The 19,648-nt window shown below is 39.5% G+C and carries 11 protein-coding genes; 4 read left to right on the top strand and 7 right to left on the bottom strand.

What is annotated here, in order from left to right:
• Positions 1-213: 213 nt before the first annotated feature.
• The 4 genes from HXT20_RS01525 (at position 214) to HXT20_RS01510 (ending at position 5,483) form a co-directional block, all read left to right on the top strand.
• A complete protein-coding gene (locus HXT20_RS01525) occupies positions 214-1,467 on the top strand; it encodes an ABC transporter substrate-binding protein (RefSeq protein ID WP_004112252.1) in 1,254 nt (417 codons plus the stop codon).
• Positions 1,468-1,610: 143 nt separating this feature from the next.
• Complete coding sequence (locus HXT20_RS01520) at positions 1,611-2,555, top strand: carbohydrate ABC transporter permease (RefSeq protein ID WP_020760108.1); 945 nt, start codon at positions 1,611-1,613, stop codon at positions 2,553-2,555.
• Positions 2,555-3,385, top strand: coding sequence for a carbohydrate ABC transporter permease (locus tag HXT20_RS01515; RefSeq protein ID WP_004115716.1), 831 nt, complete (start codon positions 2,555-2,557; stop codon positions 3,383-3,385). Before HXT20_RS01520 ends, HXT20_RS01515 begins: the two co-directional genes overlap by 1 nt.
• A gap of 130 nt (positions 3,386-3,515) precedes the next feature.
• Positions 3,516-5,483, top strand: coding sequence for a family 16 glycosylhydrolase (locus tag HXT20_RS01510; RefSeq protein ID WP_004112247.1), 1,968 nt, complete (start codon positions 3,516-3,518; stop codon positions 5,481-5,483).
• Between the two features lie 480 nt (positions 5,484-5,963).
• Here the strand turns inward: HXT20_RS01510 and HXT20_RS01505 are convergent, their stop codons facing one another.
• The 7 genes from HXT20_RS01505 to ftsH all read right to left on the bottom strand — a co-directional run bounded on the left by HXT20_RS01505 (position 5,964) and on the right by ftsH (position 19,596).
• Positions 5,964-11,396 carry a sugar-binding protein gene (locus HXT20_RS01505; RefSeq protein ID WP_422114410.1) on the bottom strand — a complete coding sequence of 1,811 codons (5,433 nt, stop codon included), beginning with the start codon at positions 11,394-11,396 and terminating at the stop codon, positions 5,964-5,966.
• A 3-nt stretch (positions 11,397-11,399) separates the two neighbouring features.
• Positions 11,400-12,227 (bottom strand): hypothetical protein, encoded by an 828-nt coding sequence (locus tag HXT20_RS01500; protein WP_422114409.1) that lies wholly within the window; start codon positions 12,225-12,227, stop codon positions 11,400-11,402.
• Between the two features lie 557 nt (positions 12,228-12,784).
• A complete protein-coding gene (locus tag HXT20_RS01495) occupies positions 12,785-13,783 on the bottom strand; it encodes a lipid II:glycine glycyltransferase FemX (protein ID WP_004112243.1) in 999 nt (332 codons plus the stop codon).
• A 70-nt stretch (positions 13,784-13,853) separates the two neighbouring features.
• Positions 13,854-15,530, bottom strand: a complete 1,677-nt coding sequence (gene ettA, locus HXT20_RS01490) for an energy-dependent translational throttle protein EttA (RefSeq protein WP_004122991.1) — start codon at positions 15,528-15,530, stop codon at positions 13,854-13,856.
• A 142-nt stretch (positions 15,531-15,672) separates the two neighbouring features.
• Positions 15,673-16,182 carry a DUF3180 domain-containing protein gene (locus tag HXT20_RS01485; protein WP_004112239.1) on the bottom strand — a complete coding sequence of 170 codons (510 nt, stop codon included), beginning with the start codon at positions 16,180-16,182 and terminating at the stop codon, positions 15,673-15,675.
• Entirely contained in the window at positions 16,182-17,243 is a 1,062-nt protein-coding gene (locus tag HXT20_RS01480) for a dihydroneopterin aldolase (RefSeq protein WP_004137903.1), read from the bottom strand. Before HXT20_RS01480 ends, HXT20_RS01485 begins: the two co-directional genes overlap by 1 nt.
• Positions 17,244-17,340: 97 nt before the next feature.
• Entirely contained in the window at positions 17,341-19,596 is a 2,256-nt protein-coding gene (ftsH, locus tag HXT20_RS01475; protein WP_004575067.1) for an ATP-dependent zinc metalloprotease FtsH, read from the bottom strand.
• Positions 19,597-19,648 lie beyond the last annotated feature (52 nt).

Here is a 19,648-nt window from a genome sequence, read left to right as displayed (position 1 = left end):
ATATTCTTTATCCATACAAGTTTATCTTGCCCATAAATAACGAAATCCCTTAATAAATCACTATTTTTACGCTTGTTATATATCTTTTTAAAAACACATATAACTATATTTAAGTTGCATTTTTATAAGATATGTGTCATACTGTACCTATCAGTACTAATACGTATTGAAAAGATGGTAGAAGATTTGCTATCACAAAGAAAGGAAATCACAATGAGGTGTGGGTTTCGAAATGTAAAGCGCACGGCGGTGGCACTGGTGACACTCGCCACAGTGTTATTACCATTGGGAGCATGTGGCAATGGAAATTCTGCTGGAAAAGTATCTATTTCGTTTTATTCTTACTTCAAGAAAAATCAGATAGGCAATGTAATTTCAGCATTTCAAAAAGCACATCCAAATATTAAGATTGATGCGCAATATGGTCAAAATTCAACGCAATACATCCAAACTCTGCAAACTCGACTAGCTGGCGGTACTCCTCCGACGATTTTCAATTTAACAATGGATAACCGCACTGACATAATGCAATCTGGTCAAGCTCTGGATATTTCAGGATCAAAATTCTTCTCTGGAATTGATGAATCAAACTTCAAGCTATTCCAACACAACGGTAAAACATATGGCATGCCAGTTTCTGCTTGGGTTGGTGCAATGTTTTACAATAAAGATATTTTGAAGCAAGCTGGATACACTGAATTCCCTAAGACATGGGACGACTTTATTACTATGGGCAAGAAGATTAATGATTCTGGTAAAGTCGCATTCTTGGAAGATTTTAACACACAGCCATCTGGCACATTCGAGGCATTATTAGCAAGTAAATATGCTTCTGACAAAAACGATAAGCAAGACGAAGTAATCTGGAACGGATCTTCAACATTTAGTAAAGAGTGGACTCCAGCATTGAGCGAATGGGCTAAAGCTATAGACGCAAAAGTCATTCCTCATAAGAGCATTGGCCTAACAGCAGATCAGGTAAAGCAAGAATTTGTCACTGGAAATCTTGCAGTTATGCGTTCTGGTCCTTGGGATTTGGCAGATGTAAAAGCCTCTGGAATTAATTTTGGTGTTGCTCCTATGCCTTCTTATAAGAATGGAGAGCAGTGGATTAATGGTGGCCCTGACCAAGGATTCGCTATTGCAGCTAAAGCATCTAAAGCTCAGCAAGAAGCAGCAAAAACATTCTTAGCATATTTGAACAGCAAGGATGGTCTTAAGACGTTCACAACAAATGCTGGAACTTTGTCATTATCTGATAAGTATCGCGCAGATCCTCCTGCTGAACTTGCTGGAGTTATTAAAGATTATTTCCAAAATAACAAATTCTACTGGGTGAACTTCTCCAAGTCTCCTAGCGCAATGATGACAGAAATGGCATCTCGTCAACAAGAGCTAGTTCAAGGAAAAATCACTCCAAAAGAATTCACTAAGTTGTTAGACGATAAATGGAATTCGATGAAATAGTATAAGCAGAATGGGTTGCACTCTGAAATTTTAAATCAGTAAAATCTGTTACAGAGTGCAACCCGTTTTCATTGACGAGAGTAATTTGCATCTGTAATCCTGTTAGCAATAGCAGATTTGTAGATCATAGAGGGGGCATTACTATGAGGTGTTCACCAAACAATAACAGCAATTCTGAGCAAATAAGACATAAGTTTTCTGTATCTTCAGCTGACTTTAAAGATAATTTAACTTCATTTTGGTTCCTATTGCCAATAGTGATTATTTTTATTGTGTTAACTTTAATTCCTTTAATGCAATCAATTTTTTACTCATTTACTGATTTCAATGGCTACGATTTAAATTTTCACTTCATCGGCTTGCAAAAGTATCAACAAGTCTTTTCTGACACATCATTACTTTCAGCATTAATTTTTACATTGATGTATTCATTCATCGTTACCATCGTAGTTACATGTCTGGCAATTCCTCTAGCCGTTGTTTTAAATCAAGCAATGATTGGTAAGAGTTTTTTGCGATCATTATTCTTCTTCCTAGGAGTACCAGCACAAGCGGTAATTGGTCTAATTTGGCAATACATTTTTTCTCCTTTAGATTCTGGAGTCGCCAATCAAGTTTTACACACATTTGGCTTACCTTCTATTCAATGGCTTTCTCAAGATAACTGGGCACGTTTTTGCGTAATGTTCGTAGCAGTATGGATGCAAGTTGGATGGCATGCTACTTTATACATCGCATGGCTTCAGGCAATTCCAGCAGATCTCTATGAACAAGCGAGAGTAGATGGTGCGAATGGTTTACAGCGATTCGTTCATATAACTTTGCCACAGTTAATTCCAGGAATGGTTGTTTCAACATTTTTATTGATGACAACTGCTTTGAAAATATACGACTTACCATACACATTGACCGCTGGAGGTCCTGGTCATTCCACAAATACCATAACTCAAGCGATAATTATGCGCGGCATGGGACAATCTGACGTTGGTTTAGCATCAGCATTATCTACATTATTCACGATTGCTTGCGTAATTGTTATTGCAATCCAAATGAAGGTATCAAGCACAGTTGCAAGGAGATTCCAATAATGAATAAGCGTCACAAAATCGTATCTCAAACAGTTCGAACTATAGTTGTTTGGACAATTGCTCTAATATGCGCTGTCCCCCTGTACTACGTTGTAATTAGTTCATTCAAAACACCTATCGACATGATTAAACACCCATTGCAGCTACCAACACAATGGTTATGGAATAATTACATAGATGCGTTTGCAGATGGAACAATCATTCAAGCATTTATAAACACAATTATTGTGACTGCTGTTGCTGTTATTTTGCAAGTATTAATCGGATCACTTGCAGCTTATGGTGTAGTACAGAAAAAATCTCTTTTTACTATGATTATTGGGTCAATCCTAATGATTACATTTGCAATACCAGTACAAGCGACTTTATTGCCTTTATACCGTATGGAATCTTCAATAGGTTTAACAGATACTCTTACAGGTCTTGTAGCGCTATATATGGGTAGCTGCGTCTTTTGCTATTTTCTTATTGTTGGCTATATGAAAGCTCTTCCACAAGAATTATTTGAAGCAGCAAAAATTGATGGCGCAGGACCATTCCGAATATATTGGACTATAGTTCTGCCTCTTATACGTCCAATTATTGTAGCCGTAGTTGTTTTCCAAACAATGGGTACTTGGAATGACTTTCTTTTACCAAGCGTGTTCTTATCATCAACAGACAAACAGACTGTTGTCTTACAGGTTTACAATGCTGTACAACAATTCACAACAAACTGGCCTTTGTTCATGGCAACGACTGTATTAGCTTTGATTCCAGTGTTTATTTTCTTCTGCTTCTGCCAGAAGTGGATAGTTTCTGGTCTTTTAGCTGGATCAGTAAAGGGCTAAATATTTATAGCTAAATGTTTTTACATAATTAGGATAATCAATGAAGATAATCAATTTTAATAAAAAGTGCATGTGCATATTTTCTGCTATATGTATAAGTACATGTGTTGTACAAAGTAACTGGTTTTCGGTGGCAAACAGTTTAGAAATCAATTCTAAGCATAGCCGTACATTTAAGAATAGAGACACTGATAAAGCCAAGACAAATATTCCTGTTCGTTTCATGATTGACGACAACGTAATAAAAACATTACAAGTCGATTTTGATGGCAAAGATTATACGATCTATGACAGTAATCTGCCAGAAAATCCTATTAGGAAAGGTAAAGATTTTCTAGGCTGGTTTTGGCGAATAAAAAGCTCAGGAAATGAATATAAGGCAATCTTCCCATTTAAATTATCTCTAATTCCTGAGACTCTTCATTCTGAACTAAGCAATGGCGTCACATTTTACGCAAAATTTGGTAAGAATATACCAGGTAATCAACTACAAAAACAAGGCTATCGTTTGATTTTTCATGATGAATTTAATGAAAATAATTTGGATACAAAATATTGGGTAAATAAATATCTATCTTCATGGAGCACTACTTCGCAAAATGCGAGTAACTATCTAGTTAATAATGGACATTTGCAATTACAGATTAATCAAAATTCTCAACCATGGTGTCCAGAATTTGATGGGCAAACTATTGTTAGCGGTATTTCTACCGGTAATCGCAATAGCTTACACAATTGGACAGGAAAAAACATCGTTCGCAATCCAGACAAAACAGAGCTAACTCATATTAATCAATATGGCTATTACGAGATGAGAATGAAAGGTCAACCTGGTTCTGCTAGACATAGCGCATGGTGGCTCTTAGGATTTGAAGATACTCCAGAGCAAAGTGCTGAAATTGATATCATGGAAGTACAAGGCAGGGACAATCATAAGGTTCCACCAAATCTACATTCTTGGAGAGATAAAATTGCTTTTCCTCATTTTACTGGATTGAGATCGTATTACGACAAAAATAAGAGTTTCAATGATGAATATCATGTATATGGTTTTGATTGGCAAAAAGGTACAGGAACACGCTCTGGATACCCAGATCGTATCGTTTTTTATGTAGATGGTAATGAATACGCTAAAGTATCAGTAAATATTGACTATCCTATGATTCAGCTTTTGTCTTTATACGAAAAACGATCAGGAGGTTGGACAGGGTCATGGCAATGGGAGCCTTATCCTAATACCATGGATATAGATTATGTTCGAGTTTACAAAAAGTTGCCTAAAAATCAACATAATTTATCCTCCGATCAATTACATATTGTTAGCATTATTGCTGAAAACCCAATTGTTGGTAATAAAGATATAAATACAAAATCTTATGACATTAATGGTGATGGTATTAAGGATTATTATGAAAAGAACATATTAGGCACAAAATCATATGTACGCGTTAATTGGAGTGATGGAATAGAAACTCAAGAACCAGTAACATGGGATCCAATAACAGAAGATGATATTTCAAAATTACGTAGCGGTAAAACAGTAATGAAACGTGGGATTGTAAATATTGTTTCTTTGCAGAAGCATAGCAGTCATGTAACCCACATGGTTATCACGCCTGAATTTTCAGCAAACAATATGAAACGATATAGTTCTAATGGACTTGTTCCTGTAGAACCTCATGCTATAGATAATCTTTTTAATGGGGAGATCACCAATAGATATAAAACTGGAGTATTCGACTTTAAGCCTTCTCATTTAAAGCAAGAAAAGATATCAATTAATTATAAATTTGATAAATGTAGATCAATATCTGGCATAGAGTTCTACGCTAACTACGGTAATGATCAGGCAATTAAAAAATTTAAGCTTTCCACATCTAAAGATGGAATAAATTGGGAAAATATAAAAGATGGACAAAAAGATATGATTTTTACTATTCCTTGGAAAACTTCTCAAGTCCATATAGAACGCCAATATATAAAAATCCCTGCAGCTATTCTAAAGAATTCTTTTAAATACTATCGTATTATTCCTGTAGATATCGGAAATACTTGGCATCATATGGCTATGAGTGAAATACATTTTGTTTCTAAATAAATAGCAGCAACAAAAATAACCTCTAATAATCACATAACACATTCTTAGTACATATGCATGTTACTACTCTGTAGTGTTTTTGTTTTCAAAACTACGCATTTTGGGAACAAAAACACTACAACTTCATATATATCACATATTTCAACTCGAAGCCATAAAGCTCGCACGTTACAGCACGCTCACATAATCGTAACCCTATTCTCACATTTGTTCCCTCTTTATACAAAAACGACTACAAATGCGGGCAAAAAGGAACAATAGCAGACAAAGACGTGAGCGCGCTGTAACGCGCGAACGTCGAAACACACCCTACGCCATATTCACCCCCATAGCACGTACAAATACAAGTAAAAAATGACCTGCATAAGTGCATACGGTTATAAACTAGTCAGCCATGCAGGTTACGAGAATAAAAAAAGTTGCTCAGCTACAAGCAAAAAGCTATAAAACCGAGCAACCAATTTACACTGCTAAAACTGCTTACTTATTTTTGCGCAATCCACCACGACGAGCAGCAAATAGCGCTCCAGCAGCAGCGAGAAGCGATGCCAGCAGCCCAGTAGGAGCAACAACAGAACCAGTATTCATGCCACTGATTTCTCCACGCTTATTACTATCACTACTCATTTCAGCATTCGAATAAGCACGCATACCAGCAGACTTAGAATTCTTAATAACCTGAGCACGAACATCATCACGAACCTGCGAAGCACGAGACTTAGCAGCAAGCAAAGCCTTACGTGCAGCACTCAGCTTCTCAACAGCAGCATTCACTTGTTCCTGAGTGCTATGAGGATCGTCCGCTACCTTTTTAGCTTCCGCCAAAGCACTATCAACATTAGATTTTGCCTTAGAAACATCAATATCCGCCTGCTTAACAGCTGGAGAATTCTCTACACCAGAATCGATATTTGCATCATGTGATCCATTATCATTGGATGCATTATCTTGCTTAGCAGCAGAACTGCTGGTGACACCATTACCACTATTTGTACTCTTGCTAACATTCCCTGAATTAATAGAATTGCCAGAGTTATCATCCACATTGTTCTGCTGCGAACCATTGGCATTATCGCTAGATTGCAAATCGGATTCAGCACCCTCGATCTGCAAATGCAACTCGCCCTTATCTACAATAGCTGGCGCATTATCATTCACACCAAAACCAGAATCACGAGTTTGCTCTGGAGTTGGAGTTGTATCGGGAGTTGGAACTGGAACAGGCTTTTGCTCAAACTCTGGATTCACAGGAATAACTGGAGACAGAGACTGAGTAGGAGCTACACCAGTCAACGCATTCTTAGCCTGCTGGAGCTTCTTCAAAGCAGAATCAACAAGAGCTTGACGCTCTGATTGAGTCTTAGAAGCAAGATCTTTACCAGTACCAGATATATCAGCCAACTTTGAAACGAGATCTTGCGCATCTTGCAAAGCATCATTATATGCAGTCTGTTTATCCGAAGTGTCATATAGGTACACAGAAGACATTCTCACAGTGCCTTCAAGAGCAATCTCTTCCTGCAAAGCACTAATATCAGCACCATTCAACGAAGCTGCAGCAGTCTGAAGCTTCTGCAAAGCATTGTCAACAGCACTCTGCTTATCCTCAGGAGACTGAGACTTATTGTTCTTCGCTTCACTCAAAGCATTCTGAGCTTCGATAAGAGCCTGATCAAAAGTAGTCTGCTTATCTTTATCAGCATTCTTATACTGCGGCTTATCCTTTATATCAGTATCCTTAGTAACTTCAGACTGCAGCTTAGATGTATCAACAACGCCATCCAGCTCGTTCGATGCAATTTCAAGATTATCCTTAGCAGTCTTTATTGCCTGCTCAGTCTTACCATTAGGGTTCTTCAAGATTTCTTCAGCAGCTTTCAGAGCCTTATCAAAATTATCTCGCTTATCTTGATTGGCATTCTTGTAAGACACTTTAGACTTCTTAGTATTGGCATTATCAACAGCGTTATGCAAATCAGAAATATCATGACCATCCAAACCATCGATAGCTTTGGTAAGCTTATTGATAGCATCAGAAATTTCCTTCTCTGTTGCACCAGCTTTATTTACGATATTTTCTGCAGAAGCTATAGCGTCATCAAGCGCTTTACTATTGGTATTAGAAGCATTCTTATAAGCAGGAGTACCCTTCTTACCTTTTGCCTCCGTAAGCTTTCCTGTCAACTTAGTCTTGTCAACACCATCAAGATTACTAATAGCATCATTAAGTTTATTTAATGCTTCATCAATAGCTTTCTGCTTTTGCTCAGGAGTGTTCTTTGACTTATCATTATTAGCGTCAGCAAGAGCAGACTCAGCGCGATTGAGAGCCGTATCAACAGCTTGCTTCTTTTCTTGAGAAGCATTCTCATACTTAGGATCGCCATCAGATTTAGGATCAGTTGTTGACTTCTTCATTTTCTTTGCTTTTTCTACAGCAGCTTCCAAATCAGAAGTTTTAACCTTACCATTAAGATCGTTAAGTGCATTATCCAAGTCGTCTTTTGCTTTACTGATCTCAACATCTGATGCGCCAAGCTTCTTTTCGATTTCCTCAGCATATTTTAACGCTTTATCAAAAGCAGATTTCTTATCTTCCGACGCGTTATTGTAAACAATTTCAGATTGCTTTGAATTCGCTTTCTTAATAGCTTTGCTCAACTCAGTCTTATCATGACCATCAAGAGCATCAATTGCTTTGCTTAACTTAGATTCTGCCTCATTAATAGACACCTGTGAAGCATCTTTTTGGTCATAAACTTTCTTTGCATTGGACAGAGCAGTATCAAAATCATTCTTCTTATCTTTAGAAGCATTCTCATACTTTGGATTCTTCTTCTTAGAAGAATCATCCTGACCCTGCTTATTCTTGCCTTGCAATTCATAAGCTATCTCAATTTCACGCTGAAGCTTTGACTTGTCAACAGTATTACCACCGAGATCCTTAACAGCATTTTCTAATTTGTTCTTAGTCTCATCAACCTTGGCACCATCAGCATTCGTACCCTTAGTTAGATCAACAAGAGTAGATGCATTTGTTAATGCAGTGTCAAAAGCATTCTTCTTAGATGTATCCTTGTAGCCATCAGACTTCTTAAGAGTTTCTTTCTGTTTATTGACCAAATCAACAAGAGTCTTAAGATCACTCATCTTCTTGTCAAGCTCTTTAGCCTTAGCAACAACAGCAGTGATGGCAGTCTTAGCCTGATCAACAGTCTTCAAATTATCGCTGGTAGGATCAGTTTCAACATCATCAATTTTCTGCTTCAAAGCATCCTTTTGAGCTTTGTTAAGATTCGTGAGCTTATCTACATCAGATTTAGCATCACTCTTAGCTTTATTTAACTCAGCTTCCTCAAGAATACCCTCAACTTCTCGCAAATCATTAGCTTTATCAATGCGATTATTTAGATCTGTAGCTTCTTGATCAGTAAGATCACCTTTCTGCTTCAGATCAGCAATCTTCTTCTTAGCTGCAGCTTTAACATCCTCAAACTCAGCTTTGTTGAGAATCTCTGCAACTTTATCAAGACTATTTGCTTTATCAATATCACCCTGATACTTCTGCTTTTCAGTATCATTAAGATTAGTAAGCTTACCGATAGTATCCTTAGCAGCTTGCTTAGCAGTATCAAGACCATTATTATTACTGTTATCAGCATCAGTCTGATTCTGATCGCCCTTTAGTGTAGCAGCATTTTTGGCTTTGTTTACACCATCAGTATCCTGAGCCGCATTAACTTTCTTAATAAACTGCTCTTTGTCCTCAGGCTTGAGTTTATCATTCCCGTTAATTTCATTAATAGCAGCCTGCTTTTGCTTCTCAAGCTCAGCTTTCTTCTTAGCTTCTTCAGCCTTGCCTGTGTCTTGCTGCTCCTGTTGATTCTGAGTTTGTATATCAGTATCAACCTTCGTATTATCTTTCTGCTGCTGCTGTTTCTGTTGTTGCTCAGCCTGCTGATCAGCTTGTTGCTGCTGCTTATTATGCTCTTCCTGTTTCTTTTGATCCTGATCCTTTTGGAACTCGTTTATCTTCTCACGGATCTTTTCAGGATCAGTCTCATTACCAATCTTCTTTTTGAGTTCTTTCTTCTGATCTTCAGGTAAACCAAGATTATCCTGAGCATTCTCAATCTGCTTTTGAGCATCTTTCTTTTTCTTCTCATCTTGACCATGCTTATCAGCAGACTTAATAATCTTGTCTAAATCGTCTGGCTTAGCAATCTTGTTGATTTCACTTTGATGTTCTTGCTTAAACTTATTGATTTCTTCATCATTTAAGCCATTCTTCTTAAGAATCTTGTCAATAAGATCATTAGCTTCTTTCTTAAGTTCTTCAGGCTTAGGAGCGGCAGCATTAGATACAAAGCAATCGTTCTTAGTAAGACTGAATGCTAAATCAGAACCACCATATTTACTAGATTTTCTAACTTCAATGGAGTCGCCTAAATAAATTGTTACAATTCCATCTTCACCACCAAATCCACCTCTAACCAATTTAAGATTAGATCCATTTTTTTCAATCCACTGTCCACTATATCTGTAAAGTTGCATTCCATTACCTATACTGTCACCAGTAGTGGTAAGTTTATTCAGTAAGCCATCAGTCTTAGTTATAAAATCTGTAGTTATTTCAGCATTTCCTGATTTAACTTTCCAATTATCTTGAATGAACTTTATGACAAAACTATTCCAATCAGCAACCTGCGGCTTATCCTTATCGTTAATAGCAATCTTAGTGATGTTGTACTTGTAACCATTATTATTTTTTGTTTCAGTTTTTGGCTTTTCTGGATTACCATTGGTATACGCCAACTCAGAATAGTCGAAGGTAGAAGTTGAATCATCACTAAACTTAACAGTCATAATATGCTTATCATTATCAAATGTGATAGCACTATTTTCATTATTACCTTTTAGCTTGCTTTTAAGACCATTATTGGCTGTTAATATAGCTTTTCTAACTTTATTCTGTTCTTCCTCTTTTAAACTCTTAGCATTATCAACTGCTGTACGAGCTGGAAGTGTAATATTCGTCAAATCAGCGAGTGGCTTACTTTTATACACCATCTTGCTGCCATCGAGCTTATCATTAGACTTATCAGTATAAGTGATAGTTACATCACCATTACTACTAACAGAAATAGCTTTTTTCTTAGCATCGTCTGTATTTGGATTTCCTATAGCATCCATGAATTCTTTGTTAGATTGATTAATTTCATAGATTTTTTCTAACAATGTTTTTTGTTCAGATGCGGACAAATTACTTGGATTTCCAACTGCCATTGGCACTGGATAGTAAGGGGTAAACTTATCCGCAAGTGAACGCTGCTTCTTTACAAGATACTGGCCTTCAATTGTCTTAGTGGAAGGAGTGCCAATTTTATCATCAAACGTGATAGTCGCTTTACCGTTACCATCAACAGTTACACTCTTGATATTTTTATTCTGATTAGCATTCTTAATAGCATTTTCAACTTGCGTCTTCTCTGTTGAATCAAGAGAAGACGCATTCTTCACAGGAGTCAAAGCTGGATACGTAATTTTTGTGCGCTCTGACAATGGCACGTAGCGCTTAGTTAGATTCTCCTTAGAAATAGTATCCTTAGAGTCATCTTTGTACGTAATAGTCGCGCTACCATCATTATTAACTTTTACAGCCTGTTTGAAAGCCGCTTCAGTTTGAGTCTGTTCCATACCTTTAAGCTTTTTCAACACATCGGTATTACTCTTATTAGCATCCCACAGCTTTGTAAGAACATTATCCTTTTCGTCTTTCGTAAGACTCTTGCCATATTTCGCAGAATCAACCTCTACCTTATCATTTGGATAATTAAGCTCTAACTCCTGAGCATACTTTGGTAACGTTGGAGCAATCTCAACTTTGCCAACAGTGTAATGCCAGTTGCCCATCACCTAGTACACACCTGCAGCAAACTTTAAAGGCTCCGTTTTATCTTTCAGTTTGATAACAAAGCTAATCTTAGATTTTCTATTGCCCCTACTCTCCCAGTTAATAATTAGTGCACTCGTATCGTTCATATATGCTGTAGAAGTATTGTAAGTATCACCTGAGTTGTCATAACCGCCGGCTTCACCAGTCATCCTCTTCCAGTTATTCTCAAACTCAGTTTTCTCCGTATTCTTACTAAACCAGAAACGGCTTGCAGACTGATTCCAAGCATCCTTTCCATATGTTGCACCTGTTTGTTTGGAACCGCCATCACCAGTCAACTGTTCATCTTTATGCAAAGTAACTTTATTATCTACAATGTCAACATCCTTAGGCACGCTCGCCCACCAGAATGGTCGACCACCCCACCATTCACCCTGAGAATTAAACTGGTATTCGACCTTGTAATACTGTCCGTAAGTTTCTCTATCAGCCTTATTCTTATCAGTTACCTGATTCTTATCGCAAGGAAGTGCTTTAATATCAACATACCTCTGCGCCTTTGTAGAAGAATCACGATTCGCATACCTATAGCTGCCGTCAGGCATATTCACGCCATTAGCCCATGCATGGTTAGATGGCAATCCTGCTCCACATGCAAGCAAACTTGCTAGCACTGCTGTTAAAGCAATTTTAGGAAGTACAGAGACCCTTCTAGAAGAAGTTGCCTCAAAGTTTGTAGACGTAATCGATTTCGCCATTGAATCGATAACAGAATTATCTAGGTACGAAGATTTTGTGCACTTTTTAGATATGGATATGTGTTTCGCGCTATTTTGTTTACTCGTCATATACTTCACCCTTTTAGGACGTCTATACTTTTCGACTTTTTGCATCACAGGCAAATATTTGTTCATAAAATGTAGAATAACTAACAAAACAAAGCACAGAGATAGCAAATTGCCAATTAGAGTAATCTACCCCCCCCCCCGTGGAAAAATTCAATAATTTTGAGAGAATTTGTTGAGTGATTTTAATCACAGATTTATATTATTTTTTAAAAAATTACTGATTTTCCTTACTAAACATTAACAAAATAAGGTTTACACAAATTTTCGCTATATATTTTTTATTAATGATATTGATAAGCATAAGCTATACACGACATGCCGTTACACTCGAATACAAGTAAACTAACGCGGGATAAGAAAAACACTACAAGATAATCAAAATCACGTAAGAATATTCCCGCATTTGTTCCCTTTTTGAGCAAAATAGAAACAAACACGGGAGACGCGACCTGCATGAGCTCTTAAAGCGTAGCGCGCGAACGACATGATGTACTTTGCACCAGATTCACCCCAACTCGCGCACTATAGCACTCTAGAAATAGCAAATTTTCAGGAGATCACCTATTAACAAACTTGCTGTATGCATCCTCATCTGCAACGACATCAAGCTCACCAATCCAAATAAACGGATCAGTAGCCTTGCAAAAACCATACTTAAAGAAATAAAGACCATCGCTAACATCAAGTGAGAACACACCACCCATGTTAAAGTACTTCATTCCAAGCTCATGCGCCCACTGAATCAAATCCCATATAGACAAATACCCTGGGCTCACCTTGCCCTGCATGGTCGCAGTAGCACCATACATGTACCATAATTCACCGTTATAAGGCAAACCAATCATGCACGCAATAGTCTTACCCTCATAGTCCGTGCTATAAATTCTCATTTCTGGATAAGCTGCAAGCAATCTCTCAAAATACTCTTTAGGTCTGTATGTAATACCGTGTCTTTTTGCCATAATCTCAGTAAGCTCATAGAACTTGTCAATATCTTCCTGAGAACGACTCCACCTAGATGTAACGCCAGCTTTTAAAGAAGCCCTTATGTGCCTTCTTGTCATCGCACTAAACCCAGCAAGAAGATCATCCGTAGACTTACCCTCAAGATCTAGCATCATCTCATATCGAGGATTGGAGAAAGAATGAAGTTTTTCCCCATCGCTCCTAAAAGTAAAACCTTGCTCTCTATACTTCTTAACAAGATCTTGATCGTTTTTAACGCAAGGATCCATTCGCAGCAAAAACGCATTGTACTTTTCAATAAGAGGCTTAGCTTCTTCAATCAGCTTCTTAGTGGTTTCTATATCATAAAAATCACTTACTGGTCCATGAGGAGCATAGAGGAACATTTTATCATCAACAGCTTTTATGCCGAGAACAGACATTGCTGCTGTAATCTTACCGTTTTCTTCTAGATAAACGTATTCACTAATCCAGTTGCTTTTCACATCTGCCCAACGCATATCTTGCATAGCGTTTCCATAAGGCGAATGTTTTATGAATTCCTCATACTCTTGGACTTTAGAAGAATCATTTTTATCAAGTATCGGCATTTGTTCTCCTTTTTAGCTCAATACGTGATTTTAATTCAGTTTTACTCTGATAGCACGAGTTATACGCGATTTAGCGAGTAAGCTTACGATGCAAGCGATGAGGACGAGCAGCTTCTTCACCAAGGCGTGCGATCTTATTTTCTTCGTAAGCTTGGAAGTTACCTTCGAACCAGTACCATTTTGCAGGATTCTCATCGTCGCCTTCCCACGCAAGAATATGCGTGGCAACGCGGTCAAGGAACCAACGATCGTGGCTCACCACTACAGCGCAGCCTGGGAAGTCAAGCAAAGCGTTCTCTAGGCTTTCAAGAGTCTCAACATCTAAATCGTTAGTAGGCTCATCAAGCAGCAGCAAGTTGCCGCCCTGCTTAAGAGTTAAAGCCAAATTCAAGCGATTACGCTCGCCGCCAGAAAGCACGCCCGTAAGCTTCTGCTGATCCGAACCTTTAAATCCAAAGCTTGCAACATATGCGCGAGTAGGGATTTCAACGCCTGCAACTTCAATAAAATCAAGTCCGCCTGAAACAGCTTCCCACAAGTTCTTATTAGGATCCAATCCTGCACGATTCTGATCCACGTAAGAAATCTTCACAGTATCTCCAACTGTAAGCTCTCCACCAGAAAGTGGCTCCAAGCCCACAATCGTCTTGAAAAGCGTAGACTTACCAACACCGTTCGGACCAATCACGCCAACAATACCGTTACGAGGCAAAGTAAACGACAAATCGTCGATTAACACGCGATCTCCAAAAGCCTTGTGAATATGCTTCGCTTCCAAAACTTGCGATCCCAAGCGTGGACCTGCAGGAATTTGAATCTCCGAAAAATCAAGCTTCTTGGAATTGCGTGCCTCTTGCTCCATCTGGTCATAACGCTCCAAACGAGCCTTGTTCTTAGCCTGACGAGCCTTCGGCGAGCTACGCACCCAATCAAGCTCATTCTTTAAGCGCTTAGCAAGCTTGGCATCCTTAGCGCCCTGGATTTCCATACGCTTAGCCTTGGTTTCCAAGTAAGTGGTGTAATTGCCCTTGTATGGGTAAAGCTGACCACGATCCACCTCGCAAATCCACTCTGCTACGTTATCCATAAAGTAGCGATCGTGGGTTACAGCAATAACAGCGCCTTCATACTTGTGTAAGAACTGTTCCAACCAAAGAATAGACTCAGCATCCAAATGGTTTGTAGGCTCGTCCAGCAGCAACAAATCTGGGGCTTCAAGAAGAAGCTTGCACAGCGCCACTCTACGCCTTTCTCCACCCGAGCACACAGAAACAGGCGAATCTGGGTCTGGGCATTGCAAAGCATCCATCGCCTGCTCAAGCTGAGAATCCAAATCCCAACCATTTGCAGCATCAATCTCTGTTTGCAACTTACCCATTTCTTCCATCAATGCATCAAAGTCAGCATCTGGATTTGCCATCTCTTCGCCGATTTGGTTAAAACGCGCTACTTTTTGCGCAATCTCACCAAATGCCATCTTAATGTTTTCGCCAACCGTCTTCGTTTCATCTAGAGGTGGCTCCTGCTGCAAAATTCCAACGGTATAACCTGGCGTAATCGAAGCCTCGCCGTTTGATACATTCTCCAAACCAGCCATAATCTTCAGCAACGTTGATTTACCCATGCCGTTAGGCCCTACAACGCCAATCTTTGCGCCTGGTAGGAAGCTTAAGGTAACGTCGTCTAGAATCACGCGATCCCCGTAAGACTTGCGTGCCTTAATCATTTGGTAAATAAATTCAGCCAAAGTAATATACCATCCTTAAAAATTGAATTTAAATTGAATTAAAATTAAATTATTACAGCAGATTTTTAAATTTTAGGTTTGTGTTTATGTTTTGTATTTCGGTTTTATACTTATATTTTTAAATTTTATATTTTAAATAATTTTAAATCGCAGCAGCTGACTGTGCCCTGTCGGAAGTACCACTTGATGCATCCGCACCATCTTCTGGAGGAAGTTGGCACATCCACTCACCCACAATACCAATAATCATGTCTACAAGACATACTATTCCAGCTATAATGCATTCACGAATAATGTTGGAATAGAGCGGAATATTTGCATGCGGCCAACACATGAATAGTTGCCCAGCATACCAGCCAGTTAGAATCGCTCCAGCCATTCCAAGCGCTTTTGCAAGCATAAGAGCTGCAACAGCAAGCTGCATATTTAAATGCTTATGCTCCTCTGGCTTTGCAGTAACATACTGATGCGTCTGCCAAGTAAGAATAAAGGTAACTATTCCACCAATTGTCATAAACGCAAGAACAACCCACGGCGCACCAGAAAGCGATATTGCGCTTGATTCCGTAATAGACACCAGGAATGCGCCGAATACAAATCCAAATAGCACCCCGAGTACAAAGTACCACCAAGGCGTGCGGTAAGCTTTCATCAACACTCTCCCATAATCCAACGTTCTGAATAAATACCGACTCGCGCTGCATCTGGTGCAAACGCAAGTTTGTACGCAAGTGGTTCTCCGTCAATTGAAGCATCTGGCTCAATTTGCATCCATGGCTCCAATTGTGCAGCATTTAGCTGTGAATCAAGCCTATCTGAATCCATAGTCTTTGTGTTTGAACTATCAGATCCGTATTGCCTCGTGCCTAAAATTCTCAATCGCAAATTTTGTTCTTGAGAAATTTGCATTTCTTTGATCTTAAGCGCTAAATCATCTTCTACCATTGTACTAGATACCACTATTATTGCAGAATATTCTTCGCCTTTATCAGAGCTTACCTGATATAGCGCCGAAACGCCGTCTAATTGAGTTGAAATAGGTTCTTTCGATTGCTCCAAACTCGTGATTACATCTAGCATGGCGAATTTTGTTGACTCTGATTTTTCTCCCTGCATTGACACTACTGCAGTCGTGATAATTGGATTATAGCCAGATTGACTATAGACAGAATCTAAAGAAGAATTAGAATCGCTGGTTGCTTGCGACTTATCTTTAGACTCATCTCTCGAAGTCTCATCTTGTAATTTTTCCTTCTGCTCAGCCGCAAAAGGCGACGCATCTGTAGGATTCGCCAATCCAAAAATCTGCGATGTTTCCACATCGTCTGCAACCCTACGAATCGTAATAGACACGCCATCTGCATTAGGTAAATCATAAGAAGCATCGTTAAAATCAGCTTTAAACTGCGCATTAACAGTAATCTCTGCCTGTTTAACAAGCCAAGATTTCATAGCTGAATCCAGTAGCCTTCCAGCCGTAAGCTCCAAACAGATCGAAGAATTCTTAGCAATATCATCATCTTGAACACACGAGTCCAAAACGCGGCTAAGCCTTTTAGAAATCTGGGCAATATCAACCGTTTGGGTAGAGTCGCCAGCAACCGCTGCCCTCAAATCTAAACTCAAAACAGCGTCAACACTAAGGCGAGTATATAAGCCAATAAAAGCATCAGTATCACTCGGTTTAATACCACTTAACTTAATTGTGTCCATAATCGCCTCCCAAAAATATTATACGCGCGGTGCTTTGCATAATCGCTAAACACCGCGCGTAAAATTGTTAAATTAAATTATTATTTAAATTAAATTATTATTTTAGACTTTTATTTTCATCTGTAGAATCAGCTGGCGACTTATCCTCAGTATTATCCTTAGAAGAATCACCCTCAGAGGCATCATCCTTAATAACACCAATATTTCGCTTCAAGCTTTCTGGAATCTCTACAGGAGGAAGAGGCGAATCTGGACGATCCGAATTAGAAAGCCACAAATCGCGCTCTGGAGCCTTACGAATCTTAGAGAAGATTTGCTCAAGCTCTTTCTCGTTAAGCGTTTCCTTAACAAGAAGCTGACGAACCAACTCATCCAAAACATCACGATTATTATTAATAATCTCCCACGCCTCAGTGTGAGCCGTTTCAATCAACTTGTGAACTTCTTCATCAATCACTTCGGCAGTTTTATTAGAGAACTTACGCGATTGCAAAGAATCCAAAGAACCAGAAGAATCCTGATCAGCGTCCATCCACTTTACGGCACCAAGCTTAGAGGAGAAACCATATTCAACAACCATCTTACGAGCGATTGCTGTAGCTTTTTCAATATCGTTAGAAGCGCCAGTAGTTGGATCGTGGAACACAACCTCTTCCGCAGTACGGCCGCCCATAGCATACGCCATTTGATCAAGCAACTGATTTCGAGACTGAGAATAGCGGTCGCTAGTTGGCATAACAGCCGTGTATCCAAGAGCGCGTCCACGAGGCAAAATTGTAACCTTAGTAACAGGATCCGTATGATGCAAGGCAGCAGCAACGAGCGCGTGACCACCTTCGTGATACGCAGTGTTACGCAACTCATCCAAAGCCATGCCTTTAGACTTCTTTCTAGGACCAGCCTGAACGCGATCAATCGCCTCGTCAATAGCGCGATTGTCAATAAGCTGAGCGCCAGAACGAGCGCAAAGCAAAGCCGCCTCATTAAGCACATTAGCCAAATCCGCGCCCGTAAAACCAGGAGTTCGAACAGCAACCATATGAAGATCAACGTCTGGAACAAAAGGCTTGCCTTTAGCGTGAACCTTAAGAATCGCCTCGCGACCTTCCAAATCTGGAGCTTCCACAGCAACCTGACGATCAAATCGTCCTGGTCGCAAAAGCGCAGAATCAAGCACATCTGGGCGGTTCGTAGCAGCGATAATAATCAAATTAGTGTCGTTATCGAAGCCATCCATCTCCACAAGCAGCTGATTAAGCGTTTGCTCGCGCTCATCGTGGCCGCCTGTCATACCGCTACCGCGGCGTCGTCCAACTGCATCAATCTCATCAATAAAGATGATTGCTGGAGCGTTCTTCTTAGCCTCATCGAATAGCTCGCGCACGCGAGAAGCACCAAGACCAACAAACATCTCAACAAAGTCCGAACCAGCCATAGCATAGAACGGCACACCAGCTTCGCCTGCAATAGCACGCGCAAGAAGAGTCTTACCTGTTCCTGGAGGGCCATAAAGCAGCACACCGCGCGGAATACGCGCGCCCAAAGCCTTGTAGCGAGAAGGATCCTTAAGGAATTCCTTAATTTCCTCAACTTCTTCTACAGCAGACTGTTCACCTGCAACATCCGCAAACTTAGTCTTAGGTGTTTGACCTTCCAAAAGCTTTCCGCGTCCACGGCCGCCACCCATTCCAAGCATTCCGCCGCCAGCGCTTGCCATTCTGCCAAACATGAACCAAACAAGCCCAAGCAGAATCAAAATCGGCAGCATAGATGTGATCAGATAAGAAATTATGCTAGAAGACTGCATGCTAACAGTCCAACCATTAACTGGCTTAGCTTTTTCGATATCCTGAACAACAGTCTTACTCTGAGCAATCGTATAGTAGAATTGCACGTCTTTTCCATAATCGTGCTTCTGCTTATCGCGCTTATCGAGCTTAACATACTTCTTGTCAAGCGTAAGCTTTACAAGCTGTTTGTTGTCAATAACCTCCACATAATTTGCACTACGCTTATGAAGCAACTCCAAGCCATCTTGCGTATCAATTGTCTGTGTACCGTTATGCACAAACATCTGGAATCCTGCTACAGACAATATCACAAGAAGAACAATCCAAGTCCAAGGAGATTTAAAGAACTTACGACGAGAATCAGGATTATTATCATTCTGCGAATCATTACCATTCTGATTCTTATTGCCGTTCTTGTTTTTATTGTTCTTATTATTCCCACTATTCCTATCTGGATTTTTTCCAAAATTAGGCGGAAGGAACGGATTATTACCGTTACCTCCCAAAGGACTTTTCATAGGTCCACCCATAGGTCCGCGAGGCGACATTGGAGAAGCGCCCATATAATCAGGCTCCTTTCAGGATCCTTCTGAAGGCTCCTTACATAGAAATATA

The sequence above is a fragment of the Gardnerella sp. DNF00109 genome (assembly GCF_049262845.1).
GTDB classification, from domain to species: domain Bacteria; phylum Actinomycetota; class Actinomycetes; order Actinomycetales; family Bifidobacteriaceae; genus Bifidobacterium; species Bifidobacterium vaginale.
Note: the sequence above shows the minus strand (reverse complement) of the source record. Positions and strands in the feature narration are given on the sequence as shown.

What these genes read in the sequence shown, in the direction of transcription:
- ftsH (WP_004575067.1), bottom strand. Translation starts at nt 19,596, where the DNA reads ATGGGCGCTTCTCCAATGTCGCCTCGCGGACCTATGGGTGGACCTATG.
- HXT20_RS01520 (WP_020760108.1), top strand. Translation starts at nt 1,611, where the DNA reads ATGAGGTGTTCACCAAACAATAACAGCAATTCTGAGCAAATAAGACAT.
- HXT20_RS01505 (WP_422114410.1), bottom strand. Translation starts at nt 11,396, where the DNA reads ATGGGCAACTGGCATTACACTGTTGGCAAAGTTGAGATTGCTCCAACG.
- HXT20_RS01500 (WP_422114409.1), bottom strand. Translation starts at nt 12,227, where the DNA reads ATGACGAGTAAACAAAATAGCGCGAAACACATATCCATATCTAAAAAG.
- HXT20_RS01480 (WP_004137903.1), bottom strand. Translation starts at nt 17,243, where the DNA reads ATGGACACAATTAAGTTAAGTGGTATTAAACCGAGTGATACTGATGCT.
- HXT20_RS01525 (WP_004112252.1), top strand. Translation starts at nt 214, where the DNA reads ATGAGGTGTGGGTTTCGAAATGTAAAGCGCACGGCGGTGGCACTGGTG.
- HXT20_RS01515 (WP_004115716.1), top strand. Translation starts at nt 2,555, where the DNA reads ATGAATAAGCGTCACAAAATCGTATCTCAAACAGTTCGAACTATAGTT.
- HXT20_RS01485 (WP_004112239.1), bottom strand. Translation starts at nt 16,182, where the DNA reads ATGAAAGCTTACCGCACGCCTTGGTGGTACTTTGTACTCGGGGTGCTA.
- HXT20_RS01495 (WP_004112243.1), bottom strand. Translation starts at nt 13,783, where the DNA reads ATGCCGATACTTGATAAAAATGATTCTTCTAAAGTCCAAGAGTATGAG.